Here is an 18,600-nt window from a genome sequence, read left to right as displayed (position 1 = left end):
TGCTGGTTTGAGGCGATCTGCCGGGAGGAATTCGTCTCTGGTACCATGGGTTCATTCAAACGAAACTTCCGAGAAAGAGCAATACCGACCATGGCAGATTACATCGAAGGCAAGCGTCCGGTTATCGAAGCGCTTCGTACGCACGTGCCCATCAAGCGGGTTCTCATAGCCGACAACCTCACTCGCGACGGGCTCGTGGAGGATATCCTGCGCAAAGCCAAGAAGGTTGACGTTCCCGTGAAAACAGTGCGTCGCCGCGATCTCGACGACAAGTCGGAGCGCGGCAGCCATCAGGGCGTCATGGCCGAGACGAAGCCCTTCGAGTACTGCAACGTGCAGACCATTCTCGATGCGGCCGATGCGCATGCCGCCGACCACGGAGGCGCCGCACTCGTGATACTGCTCGACCACATCACCGACGCGGGGAATCTGGGCGCCATCGCCCGATCGGCCGAGGTGGTGGGTGCAAGCGGCATCGTCATCCCCAACAAGCGAAGCGCGCATGTGACCGCCGCAACTTACAAGAGCTCGGCGGGCGCCATCAGCCATATAAACGTGAGCCAAGTCGCGAATATCGCTCAGGTGATGGAGCGCCTCAAAAAGGAAGGCTATTGGGTTGCCGGCGCAAGCGAGCATGCTAAGGAAGTCGTATGGGATTCCAATCTCAAAGGCAAGATTGCGCTTGTGATGGGCAACGAGGGCGAAGGCCTCGCGCGGCTCACCCAGGAGACGTGTGATTTCCTGACGAAGCTGCCGCAGGCGGGCAACGTCGGATCCCTCAATGTTGCGCAAGCTGCGACCGCGTGCATGTACGAGTGGATGCGTCAGAACCGCGCGTAGTTCGATCATGGCAAAGAAGCGTAGGAAAATCCTCATCATCGACGGGTACAACGTACTCCGCTCGGGCAGCCGCTACAAGCGGATAGCCGGCCCCGACTACACCGACGATGCGTTCAACCGCGCCCGCGAGACGCTCATCAACGACGTGGTGAGCTATGCGGGACACGAGTGGGGAGCCGTCATCGTGTTCGACGGTGCAAAGAACAAGTTCTCAACGGGCGAGGCCGAGTCGATCGGCGGCGTGCGCATCATGTTTTCGCCTTCGGGCCAATCGGCCGACAAGGTGATCGAAAAGCTTGCGCACGATGCTCGCGAGCGCGGCGTCGAGGCGCTCGTGGTCACAAGCGATGCGACGATTCAGGATACGGTGTTCGGCGGGGGAGTCGATCGGATGAGCGCGAACGACTTCAGCTGGGAGATGGGCAACCTGCTTGTTGAAAACGAACTCGATGCGACCCCGCGCGTGTCCAGGAAGAACACGATCGCCGATCGCATTGACCCCTCCGTGCGTGCCAAGCTCGAAGCCCTGAGGGATTCCGCGAGCCGCTAACGCGAGCCGCGCCGCCGAGCGGCTTCGGCCGGCGCTTCGCGTGCGGCCTTAGATGGTGCCTCCGCCAGCGGTTCCAAACCCTCGCTGGCCCCCGTCTCCGCCCGCGGCCCCAAGCCCTCGCTCGTCCTCCGCCTTCGCCCGACGCTCCAGGACCTCGCCCGCCCGCTGCTCCGAGCTCTCGTCCGCTGTAACGCAGGTCGAGGCGGCCTCCCCCTTGCCCGAACGCTTTTGCTTGCGCGTCTAGTTTCATTTGCCGCAGGGGTCGAGCGACTTGTGGGGTTCGGGTTGACTGCTCTCGTGAAAAGAAGGGCGACCTGGGTGCAGATTATTTCGGTTTTGTGTGCCAAAATCTGAAGATGCGCTTTCCTTCTCGTCGGCGAGGGATCGTTTGCCCTGATGGGAAAGTAGGTCATTACAGTTTTGCTCACGATGGCGCGGTAATCGGCGTACAAAACCGAAATAATCTGCACCCGGGTCCTGCTTTTCTGCACGAGGGGGACTTTGAAAGCTCAGCGCAGTTGGCGGCGCATGATTTGCGATTCAAGGCTCTGCCGTCTTTCCGTCGAGTCGGATCTTGTCGAAGAAGTGCAGGACGATGGCCCCGTATGCGGTTATGGGTTAGGGCGTGATTGCTTTTCGTGTGGCGGCGCATTTGCGGATTGCGCGAAGCTCGTTGGCGAATCGGGGTTTCGTGAGCTCGCTGCCAAAAAAGATGCGAAGAGGGCCTTGCGCAATTCGTATCGTCTCGAGAGGGCGTTGTACGGTTGGCGGCGAACTTTACCGCCCATTTTTCTGATCAGCAGGTTTGCAACCTTTTCCAGTTCTCGTGCGTCGAGCACTTGAGCTTTCGTTACCGTTACGACGGTGTAGCCGGCGGCGAGCAGGGCGGCCCTGCGCTTCGAATCCCGCGCGATCTGCTCGGAGCCCGAATGACATAGGTCGCTATCGTATTCGACGATGAGGTTATGGGAGCGCCATACCATGTCTCCGCGGTAAAATGCGCCGCATGGGAAGGGCTTGCCTGTTGCTGTGCGATCGATGGCTCCGTTGAGCTCCGCTTGCCCCACCCCGAGCCCCCCTAATGAACGGGGGAGGCAAAGCAGCATGGCTTGAATCGATTCCATGGGCGAGGCGGAGTTGTCTTGCACGAAGCGCAGTGCCCTTCGTGCCGCCTTGATGCCAGCGAGGGGCGCGGCCTTGTCCACGAACCGCTGGATTGAAAGTGCGCTTGTAAGCGGAGGCCGCGTGCGAAACCCCCGATCTTCCGTTTCGCTTGGGGCGTAGCTGCCGCAGAGCTCGTAGCCCAGGAGAACGAGCTCTGCGAGGGGAAGACGGCGAGCCATCTGAAGGAATAGCAAGTTGGGAGAGCTGACGAGCACGTTGCTGCTGATTCGGAGGAAGGATCCGTCGGGGGGCAGCGCGCTGGCGGTATGGCAGGTCACTAATTTCGACTGGCTCCTTGCCGCTGCGTTTGCTACCACGAGGTGGATGGGGCTGCCCGAAATCCCGAAGCTGGGAAGGGCGGCAAGGCCGATGGCTTTGCGATCGGGTGCTTGCTTCGGCGAGGGGAGGGCGCGCGAGAACGACGGTCTTGCATCCGCATGTTCCGACCGCCAGAACTCCAAAGCCGATTCGTATCCGATGAAAATGCCCATGGTACGAGCTTATCACGTCGACCTTACCGCGGTTGAGCCGCGATCTGTCCGATTCCTTACACGAATCGGAATCGGGCCATCGTGGTAATGTATGAAGTTGAGAAAAGATTGTTTTCAAGCGAAATCCCATTTCACACGTGGTTGCAACCAGCGGTTGCGTAAAATGCTTACCAGACTTGCTGGTGCAACCGCCACCGCAACGGTACCGTTGGATGCGTCGACGAAAGAGAATCATCATGGCCCACACACCACGGAAGGAACCATTCATGAACGTCGAGATAGCACAACGGCTCGCCGAGCTGAGACGCGAGAAGGGATACAGCCAAGAAGAGCTCGCCGAGCAGCTCGGGCTTTCGCGTCAGGCGGTATCGAAATGGGAGCGCGCCGAATCCTCTCCCGACACCGGCAACCTTGTCGCCCTTGCGCGGCTCTATGGCGTTACGCTCGACGAGCTTTTGCGTTTCGACGAGGATATAGAAGACGACATAAAGTACGAAGCGCAGGATCGCACCAAATCGGCCGAGACGAAAGCCCAAGACGCTGCTGAGAAGGCAAGCGTGGCTGCTGCGCAGGCGGCGGCAGCGGCTGCCCAAGCGCAGGCGGCTCAGACTGCCGTGCGCGCGGCTCAATCGCAGCAGCCTGCGGCATCGCCTTACTACGCGGTACCTTCGCAGCCCCAATCGGCTTCTGCAGGGCAAGGTCCGCAAGCGGGCACGGTGCCGCCTCCCCCCACAGGGGCGCCTGTGCCGCCGTACGCCGGGGCGCCGGCGATGCCGCAGGATCCCGCGGATTATCCCATGGGAAGCAAGCAGTGGGAAGACGCTTACGTCGATCGCGAGATGCGCAACGCCATGGGCGATATCAACGACGGTGCTCGCCGTCGGGGCGCGTGGTCAAGCTTCCCCTATCCCGTACTCTGCGTGATCGTGTTCCTGCTTTCGGGATTCTTCTGGGGAAATTGGCATCCGGCATGGATCGTGTTCCTCACGATCCCCTTGTACTACTACATCGCCCACGTCATCGAGAATGACCCCAACAACAGAAGGTAGGACCCGCCATGGCACGGTTGACAGGGGCGTCCTACGCCAAAATTACAGTTGCAATCCTGCTCGGCGCAGTTCTGCTCGCCGTAGTCGGATTCGGTGCGAGCTGCTCGACGTGGCAGCCGAGATTAGGAAGCGACACTATGATAGGAAGCGCAAGCGTTGCCGCAAGCGACGTCGAAAACATCGAGGTTGACTGGGCTGCGGGTTCGGTTCAGATGCACGTGGTCGATACTGCCTCCGACGAGATCGAGCTCATCGAAACGGGCGACGGGATCACGAAGGGCAGGGAAATGCGATGGAAGGTTTCCGGCAATACGCTTTACATCGACTACGGCGGATGGTTCACCTGTTTCTCGTGGGGCCACAAGAGCCTTGAGATCCGCGTGCCCCAGAAATACGCGAGCAGCCTTGGCGCGGTGGACATCGACGGCGCATCGGGTTACTACAACGTGACCGGAATAGGATGCGACAGGCTCGATGTCGATCTGGCCTCCGGCGAGTTCGAGGCGAACGAGTTTGCGGTGCGCGAACTCGCAATCGATGTGGCGAGCGGAAAGTCGTACGCAAACGGGGAAGTGACCGATACGCTCAAGGCGCATGCGGCTTCGGGCAGGATCGAAGTGGTGAGCACGGCTTGCCCGAACTCGATCGATGCCGATATGGCAAGCGGCACGATTGCCATATCGATTCCCGACAACAACGGCTTCACGGCGTATGTCGACAAGGCATCGGGCTCGTTCGAAAGCCAGTTCGAAACGACTCAGCGCGGCGATGGCGTGTACGTGCATAAGGACGGCGGCGCAAACTTCGACATCGACATGGCGAGCGGGAAGTTCATCCTGAATCGTCTGTAGCTTGGCCGAGGTATGCGCGCGTCGCGCTGCTCAATGCGACGCGCTCGGCATGCGAAGAAAAGACCCAGCGGCCCTGAAGCCCTGGGTCTTTTCTTCTTGTCGTTCGCCTTGGAAGCCGAGGCCCTTACCGCCTCGCTCGCCCATGCGCTACGAAAGATCTACCGCAACGCCGTCGTTGGGCTTCCAGGTAACGGTATCCCACGTCAGGGTGGTTATGAACGCTTTGGTCGTCGCATGCGAGATCGACCACTCGTCACCGAAGAAGCGAAGCTCGCTTACCGACCCGTCGTTTTGGGCGAGCAGCGCCAGTGCGCGCTCGTTCGGGGTCGCGCCGTCCGTTAGGAGGATGGGCGACTTGTCGCGTCCCTGCAGCGCCCCGCCCGTGAGCGAGTCGGCGTGCTTGTCGCCGCGCGCGATAGCGGGCTTGCTCCACGCGAGCCTTTCGGCGTCGCCGCGCTCGGGAGCGGTCGTCCAGCTCGCAACGAGCGTGGAGGTGTGGTAGCGGTCTTCGCCGCCGAGGCGGATGATCTGTGCATCGGGTACGCCGGCTGCGGCCTTCGCCTGGGCAACGACCGAGGCGGGCACGGAGTACTCGTCGCCGAGCACGAGGATTCTGTCAAAGCCGCCTTGCGCCAGCGCTTCTTTGGTTTCGTCGGTCAGGCTGGTCTGGCCGAACTCGGTCAAGAAGATCGGGCTTTTGGTGGCTGCCGACCACGACGATATCGTCAGCGAATCGGGGAAGTCGCTCGATTTGGCGATGACGGCCGTATTCGAGCGCGCCGCGCCGACTTCGCGGTTGATGACCTCGGCGGTTTCCTGGCGGTCGTCTCCGCCAAGGCGCTGCACCTCGGTTACGTTCGGAAGCGCCTTGACCGCGCTCTCGACGTCGTTGGATATCGCGTACTGATCGCCGATGACGATAACCTTCTTGGCGGCGAGGTCGCCGTCGATCGCCGCTTGGGCGTCGGGTGAAAGCGAGTCGGTTGCCGTGAGCACGATTGGCGCGTTGCCGAGATGCCCCGAAAGCGATGAAGCCGTCAGCGCATCGGGAAAGTGCGCATCGTCGCCCGAAGCGAGGATGATGGTTTCCTCGGTCGCGCGCTCGTAGGTCGAGACCTGTCGCGACGTCTCGTAGCGGTGCTCGCCGAACAGGCGGGCTACGTCGAGCCCTACCTCGGCGGGCGCATCGGTATAGCGCGCGTACAGGTGCATCTCGCCGTCGTCGAGATCGGCGGTTTGGGCGGTGAAGGTAGCGCCTGGGAGGATGAGCGTTTCGCCCTCGACTTCGTTTTCGGTTGTAGCCCATCCGGCGAGCCGCATGTTCTCGGGCGCCTCGTACGAGCCGCCGAGATCCGCAAGCCGCTTCGCCGTAACGTCGGTGAGCATGCCGTGCACGCCGTCGGGGTCGGTTACCTGCGTCGAGCTGTCGGTATGGTAGATGAGCGTGACCTGTTCTTCCCAAAGGGGCATAAAGTAATGGTGGCTGCCTTGGATGACGTAGTCGTCATCGGCGAAGATTGCGCTGTCGTCGTAGCCGTACGCCTTAAGAAGCTTGTCGTTCACACCGTAGGATACGACGTAGGGCTCGGTGCCGTACCCCTCGAACTCAACGGGCACTCCGCCCGAGGTGAGCTCGCCGATGGGGAAAACCCAGCCGAGCAGGCGCTTGCCGTCTTCGTGGGTTGCCACAGCTCCTCTGCTCTCAAGCAGGCCCGAGACCGTATACGTTCCCGAGTTGAATACGCGCTGAACATCGGTTCCCTTGTCGCTCCATATCGTTCCCGTCCCCGGTGTCAGGAAGTACGTCGTGAACGCGATGCACGAAATGTCGTAGTTGTTCATGGCGTGGGTGGGGGCGACCATGGCATCGGGAGCCTGAGCTGTGATGCCGGTGATTCCCGTGACGTTCGCTTTGTAGTGGGCGGCGAGGGGGGAGAAGACGAGTCCCGATGGAATGCAGGATCGCGGGTTGTCGAGATCCCAGTTAAGCTGCTTGGTCGCGGCGTAGTTGTCCTCGAAGTACGCTCCTTTGATGGTGAAGTAGGTGTACGGGTTGCAGCGCATCGCCCCGCCGTCGCCGTTCGTTGCGCTGTTGCTGATGAATCTCGCGTCGATGAGGGCGAATCCTTCGCCGGACAGAGCCCCGCCGCTCGGCGCCGAGTTGTTGGTGAAGGTGCATCCTTCGAGGACAGAGTATTTGTCGTATCCGAGGCCGTTCTGGTAGATTGCACCCCCGGTGAGCATGTATGCGCCCGGGTCGACTCCGGCAGTGTTGCCGTCGAAGGTGCAGTCGGTGATCGTGTGATTCCCGTTTTGCACCTGGATTGCGCCCCCGCTGTCGCCCGCGGCGTTGCCGTTGAACGCGCAGTTCGAGAGCGTAAGCGTGCTAGAACCCTGGGAGTTCGACAAAACACCGCCGTAGCCTGCTGCGTAGCAATCGTCGAACGTCGCGCCGGATAGGTTGTGGGCGCCGCGCGAAAGGAGCGCAAAGCCGCCGTTGCCGCCCGAGCGCGTTCCGCTTGCAGAGCCGCCGACCATTGTCAGGCTTCCGCCGTAGCTTATGGATGGGGTTCCCGAGGAGTAAAACCCGCCGCTTGCGGTTGCCGATACATCCTCGATCGTGCAGTCGTTCAGCTTCACGGCCGATCCGTAGTTGAAGATGCCGCCGCCGCTTCCGATGCCGTGCACGCCCGTCATGACGACGTTGTTCCAGATAAGCGTCGTGAAGTTTCCTCCTACGTGCATGCCGCCGCCTGCCGTGCGCGCATCGAGCGCCGTGCTCGGGTCGATGCCTTCGTTGTGTCCGACGAGCACTGCGTTGGCAAGCGTGACCGTGCGGGAGGCGCTGCCGTCCACTTCGGCGTCGAAGTGAAGGCCGTCGTATCCGTCGGCGAGTCCAATGCGATACCCGTTGCCGTCGATGGTGATCGCCGTGAGGGATCGGGGAATGTAGATGGGGACGTCCGATGCGTCGGACCAGGTGCCCGCTTGCGGATCGAACACAAGGCCGTTGCCGTCGAGGACGATGTCCTGCGTGAGTTCGATCGTGTCGCCGTTCGAGGCGCCGATGAGGGCTTCTTGCAGCTCCTTTTGCGTGGTGATGTCGGTCGAGAGGGTTCCGATCGAAGCGTCGTCGCTTACGATCGGGGCGCCCGCGTCGGGCATGGCCGAGAGGGGGGCGATCGGTTCCCCGTCGTAGGCCGGCAGTTCGATTATCTCTTCGGTGGGATACCCGTCTGCCGAAACGAGCGTATCGTCAATTGCGATCGGTTCGGGGGGGGCGCATATTTTCCCTCGTCAGCCTGTGCGGGTGCCGCCCAGGCGAACGAAAGCGCCAGCATGCCCGCAAGCATGACGGCGCACGGTTTTCGTAGTGCGGTTGTCATATCTAACCTCCTGCGTTTCCGTAACTAAAAAGTCAATTAGTTACATTAATACTGGCAGAAGTATAACATCATGCATAAATTTATGTAAGATATTTCATTATAAGTCGACCAGCGGTTTGGCGAAATCGCCCGTTTGCGTTGTTCGAAATAGGGCTCCATCCGAACCGGCGAGCGCGCTTGGCGTCCAGATGCGGCACTGGGATTTGCCTGCGCGCTTTGCTTCGTACAGCGCCTCGTCGCTTCGTCTGATGAGCTCGTCGATGGAGAGGATTCCTCCCTCGTCGGCGGCTATGCCCATCGATCCCGTCGTGCGTCCCGGCGCGCTGTCTTCCGCGAATCGCGTGCGGATCGCATCGAGGCACGCATGCGCCCGACCTTCGATGGATCCGACATCTTGCAGTCCGAAGATCGCGACTACGAACTCGTCGCCTCCCATGCGCACGCAGGTGTCGTTCGGGAACGCTTCGACAAGTATGCTGCTCGTTTCGACGAGCATGCGGTCGCCGCGCTGGTGTCCGTAATCGTCGTTTATGGATTTGAAATCATCGAGGTCGAGGTAGACGAGCGTTACCGGGCTGCCGAGGTGGTCCGAAAGGCGTTCGTAGAGGTATCGTCTGTTGTAGAGTCCGGTCAGGTAGTCGGTATTGGCGCTTTTGAGCACGCGCTGCTCGAGTTCGCGCTCCTTCGTCACGTCGCGATAGATGCGCAGCTGCCCGGTTTTGTTTCCGAACACATCGACGATGTCGCGCTGATTCACCTCGAAGGTTTTCTCTCTTTCCCCGATCACGGCGGTGAAGAAACTCGAATCGGAAAAATCGTGCGAGTTGACGACGGCGTCTCCGAGTACAAGTCTCCTCCACCGGTCGAAATCGCCGTCAACCACGGAACCGCGCTTCACCCCGAAGTACTCTTCCGCTTTCTCGTTGATGTTGATGATGGAGTTTTCGGTGTTGAGGACGATGATTGCGTAAGGCATGCTGTTGATGAAGATTTCGAGTTCGGTTTCTATGTTGCCGAGGTCGGTTACGTCGTGCGCGATGCCGACGGTGCCCATGACCGATCCGTCGTAGTCGAACAGCGGCGATTTGTAGGTCTTGAACTGCCTCATGCCGTGGGTCGCTTTGATCTGTTCGTCGAACAGACAGGTTTTGCGCGCGGTCATGGTCTGCTCTTCCGATTCGAGGCAAACGTATTCGCCTTGGGAATATTCTTCGGGCGTGATGTTCCAGATATAGTAGTGCCCGCGTCCCTCTATCTGCTCCTTGGTCTTCTCGACGGTCTTGCAGAAGGCGCTGTTGACTTTGAGGTGGGAGCCGCGCGCGTCTTTGAACCATACGAGCTCGGGAATCGAATCGATTGCCGTATCGAGGTATTGCCGAGCGAGCGAAAGGTCCGCGAGGTTCTTTTCGCCTTCGATGATCTTCCTGAAGCGGAAGGCGACGAGCGTGGGCGGCATGGGTTTGAGCCAGATGTCGTGCAGGATCGCAAGATCCGCATCGTCGAGTTGGGCCGCTTCGATCTCGGTAGCACGCAGGACGACTTTGAGACCCGTTTTGACATGAGGAAGGAACGTGCCCGGGTGCACCAGTTCGGGAAGGTCGAGTATCGCGATATCGCTGGCTGCGAACGCATCGGCGTCGAATGCGGAGTAGGCGTCGAACCTGATTTCGAAACGATCGGGGCAGGGTACCGAGCGGATTGCTCTGCCGGCTTCGTCGTCAAGGCCGAACAGCGCAACGTGAAGAGTTCTGTGGTACATCGGTGCCCTTTCCCCGAGTGCGCCGTCGCGCAGAATTATTGATGATTGCATTGGTCGTATTATGCTCCAAATACGACAATTGGGAAGGGGTCTATGTCGTTTCAGGTCGAATCAGTGAAAATCACACCGATCGAACGGGCTATGCTGCATGTTCATTGCTGCGATGCATTTGCGAGGGCGGGTTTCAGGGGGCTTCGGAAGGCGAAGCCCCGCAGCGGCATTGCCTTTACGCGCGGTCGGATGGATGTCTTGCGGCTGCTGCCATCTGCGTCACCCGCGTGCGCTGCACCCCCCCCTCGCAAACACTGCGAATCTGCCGCCAAGGCATCAAAAAGTCATATTTGCGAAAGCCCAGGTCGCTCTCATAAAATCAAAAAATCAACACACTTTAAAAAACTTTTTCTTGACGAGAGGGTAACGGGGAAGTATTTTTAGAAATTGCGACTTTTTCGCAGTTTACCTGATTCTCATGAAGGAGGAACAGCCTCGTGGCTCAAGCAAAAAAAAGTGCTCCCACCAGCCTTTATAGGAATCGCAGAAGCTTTGCCAAGATCCCTGACGTCATGGACGTCCCCAATTTGATCGCCATTCAGACGGATAGTTTCGAATGGTTCAAGAGCGAGGGTTTGGCGCAAGCATTCGGCGATATCAGCCCGATCGAGAACAGCACGAAGGACATGTGCGTCGAATTCGGCAAGCACGAGTTCGGCGAGCCGAAGTTCACGGTCGACGAGTGCAAAGAGAAGGACGTCAGCTACCAAGCGCCGCTCTTCGTTGAGATCCGCTTCATCAACCGGGAAACCGGCGAGATCAAAGAGCAGGACGTGTTCATGGGCGATTTCCCGCTCATGACGCCGCGCGGTACCTTCATCATCAACGGCACCGAGCGCGTCGTCGTCTCGCAGCTCGTCCGCTCGCCCGGCGTGTACTTCGCCTCCGAGCGCGACAAGACCTCCGATAAGACCATATACAACGCCAAGGTCATTCCGTCCCGCGGTGCCTGGCTCGAATTCGAAACCGACAAACGCGACATTCTGTCGGTCCGCATCGACCGCAAGCGCAAGCAGCCGGCCACGCTGCTTCTGCGCGCCCTCGGCCTTGCCGAAAGCCGCGAGGAGATCATCGGGCTTCTCGGCAGCGACGAGATGGTGCTGCGCACCCTCGATCGCGATCCGGCAACGACCAAGGAAGAGTCGCTGATCGAACTCTACAAGCGCTTCCGTCCCGGCGAGCCGCCGACAATCGATTCGGCGCGCACGCTGCTCGAGGGCCTGTTCTTCAATCCGCAGCGCTACGATCTGGCGAAGGTGGGTCGCTACAAGATCAACAAGAAGCTCGGATTCGATCCCGATTACGAAAGCTCTACGCTGACCGACGAAGACATCATCCGCTCGATGCAGTACATCGTGGGGTTGCACGCCGGCCAGGAGGGTTTTTCGACCGACGACATCGACCATTTCGGCAACCGCCGCATCCGCACGGTCGGCGAGCTCATCCAGAACCAGTTCCGCATCGGGCTCTCGCGCATGGAGCGCGTGGTGCGCGAGCGCATGAGCATGCAGGAACCCGACGAGATCACGCCGCAGTCGCTCGTGAACATCCGCCCCATCGTGGCGGCCATCAAGGAATTCTTCGGAAGCTCTCAGCTCTCGCAGTTCATGGACCAGACGAATCCCGCAGCGGGCATCACGCACAAGCGTCGCCTGTCGGCCCTTGGACCGGGTGGTCTTTCCCGCGAGCGCGCAGGCTTCGAAGTCCGCGACGTCCACACTTCTCATTACGGCCGCATGTGCCCGATCGAGACGCCCGAAGGCCCCAACATCGGCCTTATCGGCTCGCTCGCAACCTATGCGCGCATCAACCCCTACGGCTTCATCGAGACGCCGTACCGCCGCGTCGAACATGGCAAGGTGACCGACATCGTCGATTACCTAACTGCCGACGAGGAGGAGAACTTCACGATCGCGCAGGCCAATGACGAGTTCGATCCCGAGACCCGCGAATTCGGCCACACTGACGAGAACGGCAACTTCATCAAAGCCACCCGCGTGCTCTGCCGCACCAAAGACTCCAACGGCGTCTTCGGCGAGCCCGACGAGGTGCCGGTTGACCTGGTCGAGTACATGGACGTGTCGCCGCGTCAGATGGTATCGGTTGCAACTTCGCTCATCCCGTTCCTCGAGCACGACGACGCGAACCGCGCCCTCATGGGTTCGAACATGCAGCGCCAGGCCGTGCCGCTTCTGCGCCCGTCGGCGCCGCTTGTGGGCACTGGCATCGAGCACCGCATCGCGGTCGACTCCGGCGAGATCCTCGTCGCCCAGAATCCGGGCGTCGTCGATTACGTTGACGGCCAGACCATCATCATCCTGAACAACGATGGCGAATACGATGAGTACCTGATTCCGAAGTTCCAGCGCTCCAACCAAAGCGGCTGCATCAACCACCGCCCGATCGTCCGCAAGGGCGACGAGGTGCAGGCCGGCGACGTGCTCGCCGACGGCCCCAGCTGCGATGGCGCAGAGCTCGCGCTCGGTCAGAACCTCATGATCGCCTACATGCCGTGGGAAGGCTACAACTACGAGGACGCCATCATCGTGTCCGAGCGCGTGGTTGCCGAAGACCTCCTCACGTCCATCCATATCTCCGAATACGAGATCGACGCGCGCGACACCAAGCTCGGTCCCGAGGAGATCACCCGCGAGATCCCCAACATTTCCGACGATATGATCTCCGACCTCGATGCCGACGGCATCATCCGCATCGGCGCCGAGGTGTTTCCGGGCGACGTGCTCGTGGGCAAGGTCACCCCGAAGGGCGAAACCGAGCTCACTGCCGAAGAGCGCCTGCTGCGCGCCATCTTCGGCGAGAAGGCCCGCGAAGTGCGCGACACCTCCCTCAAGGTGCCCCACGGCTCAGGCGGACGCGTCATCGGCATCAACCGCTTCTCTCGTCTCGAAGGCGACGAGCTGGCGCCGGGCGTCAACGAGCTCGTGCGCATCTACGTGGCTCAGAAGCGCAAGATCCAGCAGGGCGACAAGCTCTCCGGCCGCCACGGAAACAAGGGCGTCATCTCGCGCATCCTGCCCGTCGAAGACATGCCCTACCTCGCCGACGGCACGCCCATCGACGTCATCTTGAACCCGCTCGGCGTTCCGTCCCGTATGAACGTCGGCCAGCTGCTCGAATGCCATCTCGGTTGGGCGGCGAAGTGGGGTTGGGCGGATGACGATAACTCCGACGAAGTTGTCGAGGGACCGATCCATGTTGCAACACCGGTATTCGACGGCGCAACCGAGAAGGAAATCTCGGATGCGATCCTCAAGGCGAACCGCAACCTCATCAACATCAACCATGCCAAATACGGCGAGCATGCCTGCGACGATTTCGTGCCGCAGCTTACCGAAACCGGCAAGGCGTGGCTCTACGACGGACGCACGGGCGAGAAGTTCCGCGAGCCCATCACCGTCGGTCAGAGCTACATCCTGAAACTCGGCCACATGGTCGACGACAAGATCCACGCCCGTTCGACCGGCCCCTACAGCCTCATCACCCAGCAGCCGCTCGGCGGTAAGGCTCAGTTTGGCGGCCAGCGCTTCGGCGAGATGGAAGTGTGGGCGCTTTACGCCTACGGTGCCTCCAACGTGCTCCAAGAGATCCTCACGGTCAAATCCGACGACACATCGGGCCGTGTGAAATCCTACGAAGCCATCGTCAAGGGCGAAAACATTCCGGCGGCGGAGGTTCCCGAGAGCTTCAAGGTTCTCGTCAAGGAAATGAAGTCGCTGTGCCTGAACGTCGAGCTCGAGGGCGAAGATCACCACGCCATCGACATCACGCAAGAGCACGAGAACGAGCAGGATGCGGGAGATGCCGCGCTGCTTGCGGCGCTGCAGGCCGACGCTAAGAAGACCGAAGAAGACGACGCGGCGTTTGCACTCGAAAACATTGCCGCTGAACTGGGAGATTTGATGAAAGACGTAGCGGACGGCTACAGCGATACGAACGACCTCATCGGTAACGGGGAGGAGGAATAATGACGACGGAATTCGACGTAAACAATTTCGACGCCCTGCGCATCTCCCTCGCTTCCGCCGAGGACGTGCGCAGCTGGTCGCGCGGCGAAGTGAAGAAGCCCGAGACCATCAACTACCGTACGCTCAAGCCCGAGAAAGACGGCTTGTTCTGCGAGAAGATATTCGGTCCCACGAAAGACTGGGAATGCGCGTGCGGCAAGTACAAGCGCGTTCGCTTCAAGGGCATCGTCTGCGAGCGCTGCGGCGTCGAGGTGACCCGCTCCAAGGTTCGCCGCGAGCGCATGGGCCACATCGAGCTTGCCGCTCCGGTCAGCCATATCTGGTATTTCAAGGGCTCGCCTTCGCGTTTGGGCTACCTCTTGGACATTCCCCCCAAGGAGCTCGAGAAGGTTCTGTACTTCGCCAGCTCCATCATCACCTCGGTGGATAAGGAAGCGCGCGAGGAGGACGCCGACGAGCTGCGTGACGAGCTGGCAGCCGATCTCGAAGAGCTGGACGCCGAGCGCGACCGCCTCATCGAGGCGACCCGCCGCCTGTCGACCGACTACGTGCCGGAAGACGACGATTTCGTCGACGACGTCGACGAGGACGAGCGCATGTCCCCCGAAGAGGTCGAAGAGGAAATAGCCGACATCTACGAGGAGTTCAACGAGCGCAAGGCGCTGCGCTCCGACGCGTTCGAGGCGTTCATGAAGATCGAGCCCAAGCAGCTCGTTCCCGATGAGGCGCTCTACCGCGAGATGCGCATGAACTACTCCGATTACTTCAAGGGCGGCATGGGCGCCGAAGCGGTGCGCGACCTGCTCGATGCCATCGATCTGGCGAAAACCGCCGACGAGCTGCGCGAAGTCATCTCCACCGGCAAGGGTCAGAAGCGTGCGAAGGCCATCAAGCGCTTGAAGGTGGTCGATGCGTTCTTGAAGAGCGTCAACAAGCCCACCGACATGATCCTCGATGTCATCCCGGTCATTCCGCCCGATCTGCGCCCGATGGTGCAGCTCGACGGCGGCCGCTTCGCAACGTCTGACCTGAACGATCTGTATCGCCGCGTGATCAACCGCAACAACCGTCTCAAGCGCCTGCTCGACCTCGGTGCTCCCGAGATCATCGTGAACAACGAGAAGCGCATGCTGCAGGAGGCCGTGGACTCGCTGTTCGACAACGGCCGTCGCGGCCGTCCCGTCACGGGGCCGGGCAACCGCCCGCTCAAATCGCTCTCCGATATGCTCAAGGGCAAGCAGGGCCGCTTCCGCCAGAACCTGCTCGGCAAGCGCGTCGACTACTCCGGCCGTTCGGTTATCGTCGTCGGTCCGCAGCTGAAGCTGCACCAGTGCGGCCTGCCCAGCCAGATGGCCCTCGAGCTCTTCAAGCCCTTCGTTATGAAGCGCCTGGTCGAGCTTGAGTACGCCGCTAACATCAAGGCTGCGAAGCGCGCGGTCGACCGCGGCGCGAGCTACGTGTGGGACGTGCTCGAGGAAGTCATCACCGAGCATCCGGTGCTCCTTAACCGCGCACCCACCCTGCATCGCTTGGGCATCCAGGCGTTCGAACCCGTGCTCGTCGAGGGCAAGGCCATCAGGCTCCATCCGCTCGTCTGCACCGCGTTCAACGCCGACTTCGATGGCGACCAGATGGCTGTGCACGTGCCGCTCGGCAACGAGGCGCAGGCCGAGGCTCGCGTGCTCATGCTGTCGTCCAACAACATCAAATCGCCCGCCCACGGCCGTCCTTTGACCGTTCCGACGCAGGATATGATCATCGGCTTGTACTACCTGACCGCTGCCCGCGAGGGCTTCGAGGGCGAAGGCAGGTCGTTCATCGACTTCAACGACGCCATGAACGCCTATGACGCTCGCGCCGAACTCGACCTGCAGGCCAAGATCTGGGTGCGTCTCGAAAGGGACACCATGGTCGCAACCTCGTACAACGAGTTCGAGGAGCACAAGGCCGGCGAGCGCATCGAAACCACGATCGGCCGCATTACGTTCAACAACGTTCTGCCCGATGATTATCCGTATCTCAACTACGAGATGAACAAAAAGGAGATCAGCCGCCTCGTCGAGGATTGCTGCAACCGCTACGAGCTTTCCGAGATGCCGGCCATACTCGATGGTTTGAAGGATGCGGGCTTCCACTATGCAACGCGCGCCGGCGTCACCGTTTCGGTGTACGATGCGACCGTGCCGCCGGAGAAGGGCGATATCCTCGCCGCCGCAGATGCGAAGGTCGATGCGATCGACGAGGACTACGAGATGGGCCTCATGAGCCAGGAGGAGCGCCACAAGCAGGTCGTTGACATCTGGAACGAAGCCAACGAAGAGGTCGGCGAGGCGATGGCCGAGAACTTCGACAAGTTCAACCCCATCTACATGATGGCGTTCTCGGGCGCTCGAGGCAACATCAAGCAGATCCGCCAGCTTGCGGGCATGCGCGGTCTTATGTCCGACCCGAAGGGCGAGATCATCGACCGCCCGATCAAGGCGAACTTCCGCGAAGGCCTGTCGGTGCTCGAATACTTCATCTCGACGCACGGCGCTCGTAAGGGTCTCGCCGACACGGCGCTCAGAACCGCCGACTCGGGGTATCTGACCCGCCGTCTCGTGGACGTCGCGCAGGATGTCATCATCCGCGAGATCGATTGCGGCACCACCGACGGCGTGCCTTATCCCATCTACAACGAGAAGGGCGATCTGGACGAGAACCTCATCGGCCGCTGCCTGCTCGAAGATGCGGTCGCGCAGGACGGATCCATGATCGTGGCCGCCGGCGAATACGTGACGTCCATGGCGCAGATCAAGGCGCTCGAGGACAACGGCATCGAGGAAGTCACCATCCGCACGGTTATGACTTGCCATGCCGACCAGGGCGTATGCCAGAAGTGCTACGGTTGGGATCTTGCGACGTCGCGCCCGGTCAACATCGGCACCGCGGTCGGCATCATTGCCGCCCAGTCGATCGGCGAGCCCGGCACGCAGCTCACCATGAGAACGTTCCACACCGGCGGCGTCGCCGGCGAGGACATCACCCACGGCCTTCCCCGCGTTACCGAGCTTTTCGAAGCCCGCAAACCGAAGGGCCAGGCGGTGCTCGCCGAGATTGCAGGTACGCTGCAGATCTCGGGCGACAAGCAAACCAAGACGATCACGATCCACGACCAGCAGGGCAACTTCCGCGAGTACGTGGTTTCCGCCCGCGCCCAGATGCTTCCGGGCGTGCTCGACGGCAGCCAGGTGAAAGTCGGCCAGCAGCTCACCAAGGGTTCCGTGAACCCGCACGACCTTCTGCGCCTCACCGATCCGAACACCACGCTGCGCTACATCGTGAGCCAGGTTCAGGGCGTGTACGTGAGCCAGGGCGTCGATATCAACGACAAGCACATCGAGGTCATCGCACGTCAGATGCTGCGCAAGGTCGCCGTCATCGATGCGGGCGAATCCGATTTCTTGCCGGGTCGCCAGGTGAACCGTTTCGAATTCGAGAAGGTTGCAAACAACCTCGTGCTCGATGGCAAAGAGCCGCCGGTTGGCCAGCCTTTGCTGCTCGGCATCACCAAGGCATCCCTTGCGACCGATTCTTTCCTTTCGGCAGCGTCGTTCCAGGAGACCACCAAGGTTCTCACCGATGCCGCCATCGAAGGCAAGATCGACAACCTTGCGGGCTTGAAGGAGAACGTCATCATCGGCAAGCCCATTCCGGCGGGTACGGGTCTGCCGCGCTATCGCAAGGTCGGCCTCACCTACAAGGGCCGCCCGGTCGATCGCGTGACAAGCGATACGCTGCCGGAGTTCGCCCCCGAAGCTTTGCGCGATATCGAGGATCTTCTGCCCCAGCCGCAGGATTGGTCGCTTGACGGCGATAGCTACCTCAACATGGGTACGAATTACACGAACTACTACAGCGGCATGTCGCTCGGGCATCGCACGCCCAACCTGACCGACGAGGATGCGCGTCTCTACATCTACGACGATTTGGGCGTGTCGCAGCGTTGGGCCAACAAGTTCTCCGAAGCGGGCATCGAGACGGTTGCCGATCTCGTGGGCCACACGGAAGAGGATCTGCTGCGCATCGAAGGCATCGGCGTGAAGGCGATCGAGGAGCTCAAGGAGGGCTTGGAGCAGCACGACCTGCTCCATGTCATCGAGGACGACCTCACCGCTACGAGCGATGACATGAGCCAGCTGCTCGACATGGTGTTCAGCCCGGATGATACGATTCTCATCGGCGGCGACGAGCCCCCGACGTTCAACACCGAGGGCGAGGACATGCTCGGCGAAGCACTGCCGCCGCGTTCGTACCAGCGCAACCTCGAAGAGCTCGATGCTCTGCTCGGCTCTGTGGGTTCGTTCGGGTTCGGGTTGTCCGAGAGCGAAGACGGAGACGGAAACGGCTCCGACGACGACTCGGGCTCCGACGACGAGGAATAAATCGATCAGGGGGCGCGAACAAGCGCCCCCTTTCATATAAGGACGTATT

At 60.8% G+C, this 18,600-nt stretch carries 9 protein-coding genes; 6 read left to right on the top strand and 3 right to left on the bottom strand.

Going from position 1 to position 18,600, the window contains the following annotated elements; translation table 11 throughout:
* Positions 1-90: 90 nt before the first annotated feature.
* Positions 91-840 carry a 23S rRNA (guanosine(2251)-2'-O)-methyltransferase RlmB gene (rlmB, locus tag C1719_RS12175; protein WP_102375359.1) on the top strand — a complete coding sequence of 250 codons (750 nt, stop codon included), beginning with the start codon at positions 91-93 and terminating at the stop codon, positions 838-840.
* 7 nt (positions 841-847) lie between these two features.
* Positions 848-1,390 (top strand): NYN domain-containing protein, encoded by a 543-nt coding sequence (locus C1719_RS12170; RefSeq protein ID WP_102375358.1) that lies wholly within the window; start codon positions 848-850, stop codon positions 1,388-1,390.
* 611 nt (positions 1,391-2,001) lie between these two features.
* Here C1719_RS12170 and C1719_RS12165 read toward each other — a convergent pair.
* A complete protein-coding gene (locus C1719_RS12165) occupies positions 2,002-3,045 on the bottom strand; it encodes a hypothetical protein (RefSeq protein ID WP_102375357.1) in 1,044 nt (347 codons plus the stop codon).
* Positions 3,046-3,311: 266 nt separating this feature from the next.
* Here C1719_RS12165 and C1719_RS12160 point away from each other — a divergent pair, with 266 nt between their 5' ends.
* Positions 3,312-4,094, top strand: coding sequence for a helix-turn-helix domain-containing protein (locus C1719_RS12160; protein WP_219717863.1), 783 nt, complete (start codon positions 3,312-3,314; stop codon positions 4,092-4,094).
* A gap of 8 nt (positions 4,095-4,102) precedes the next feature.
* A complete protein-coding gene (locus C1719_RS12155) occupies positions 4,103-4,945 on the top strand; it encodes a DUF4097 family beta strand repeat-containing protein (RefSeq protein ID WP_102375355.1) in 843 nt (280 codons plus the stop codon).
* A gap of 147 nt (positions 4,946-5,092) precedes the next feature.
* Here the strand turns inward: C1719_RS12155 and C1719_RS12150 are convergent, their stop codons facing one another.
* Complete coding sequence (locus tag C1719_RS12150; protein WP_102375354.1) at positions 5,093-8,110, bottom strand: cell wall-binding repeat-containing protein; 3,018 nt, start codon at positions 8,108-8,110, stop codon at positions 5,093-5,095.
* A gap of 318 nt (positions 8,111-8,428) precedes the next feature.
* Positions 8,429-10,090: a sensor domain-containing diguanylate cyclase gene (locus tag C1719_RS12145; protein ID WP_180963586.1), complete on the bottom strand. Its 1,662-nt coding sequence runs from the start codon at positions 10,088-10,090 to the stop codon at positions 8,429-8,431.
* Between the two features lie 488 nt (positions 10,091-10,578).
* On the opposite strand from C1719_RS12145, the gene rpoB reads away from it, so the two are divergent.
* Entirely contained in the window at positions 10,579-14,127 is a 3,549-nt protein-coding gene (rpoB, locus tag C1719_RS12140; RefSeq protein WP_102375352.1) for a DNA-directed RNA polymerase subunit beta, read from the top strand.
* Positions 14,127-18,551, top strand: coding sequence for a DNA-directed RNA polymerase subunit beta' (locus tag C1719_RS12135; RefSeq protein WP_102375351.1), 4,425 nt, complete (start codon positions 14,127-14,129; stop codon positions 18,549-18,551). Before rpoB ends, C1719_RS12135 begins: the two co-directional genes overlap by 1 nt.
* Positions 18,552-18,600: the final 49 nt, after the last annotated feature.

Origin of the sequence: Raoultibacter massiliensis, from assembly GCF_900199545.1 — a bacterium.
In the GTDB taxonomy this organism is placed as follows: Bacteria; Actinomycetota; Coriobacteriia; order Coriobacteriales; family Eggerthellaceae; genus Raoultibacter; species Raoultibacter massiliensis.
Note: the sequence above shows the minus strand (reverse complement) of the source record. Positions and strands in the feature narration are given on the sequence as shown.

Bases quoted from the DNA above. Each gene is read 5' to 3' on its own strand.
- rlmB (WP_102375359.1), top strand. From the start codon at position 91: ATGGCAGATTACATCGAAGGCAAGCGTCCGGTTATCGAAGCGCTTCGT.
- C1719_RS12170 (WP_102375358.1), top strand. From the start codon at position 848: ATGGCAAAGAAGCGTAGGAAAATCCTCATCATCGACGGGTACAACGTA.
- C1719_RS12165 (WP_102375357.1), bottom strand. From the start codon at position 3,045: ATGGGCATTTTCATCGGATACGAATCGGCTTTGGAGTTCTGGCGGTCG.
- C1719_RS12160 (WP_219717863.1), top strand. From the start codon at position 3,312: ATGAACGTCGAGATAGCACAACGGCTCGCCGAGCTGAGACGCGAGAAG.
- C1719_RS12155 (WP_102375355.1), top strand. From the start codon at position 4,103: ATGGCACGGTTGACAGGGGCGTCCTACGCCAAAATTACAGTTGCAATC.
- C1719_RS12150 (WP_102375354.1), bottom strand. From the start codon at position 8,110: ATGCCCGACGCGGGCGCCCCGATCGTAAGCGACGACGCTTCGATCGGA.
- C1719_RS12145 (WP_180963586.1), bottom strand. From the start codon at position 10,090: ATGTACCACAGAACTCTTCACGTTGCGCTGTTCGGCCTTGACGACGAA.
- C1719_RS12135 (WP_102375351.1), top strand. From the start codon at position 14,127: ATGACGACGGAATTCGACGTAAACAATTTCGACGCCCTGCGCATCTCC.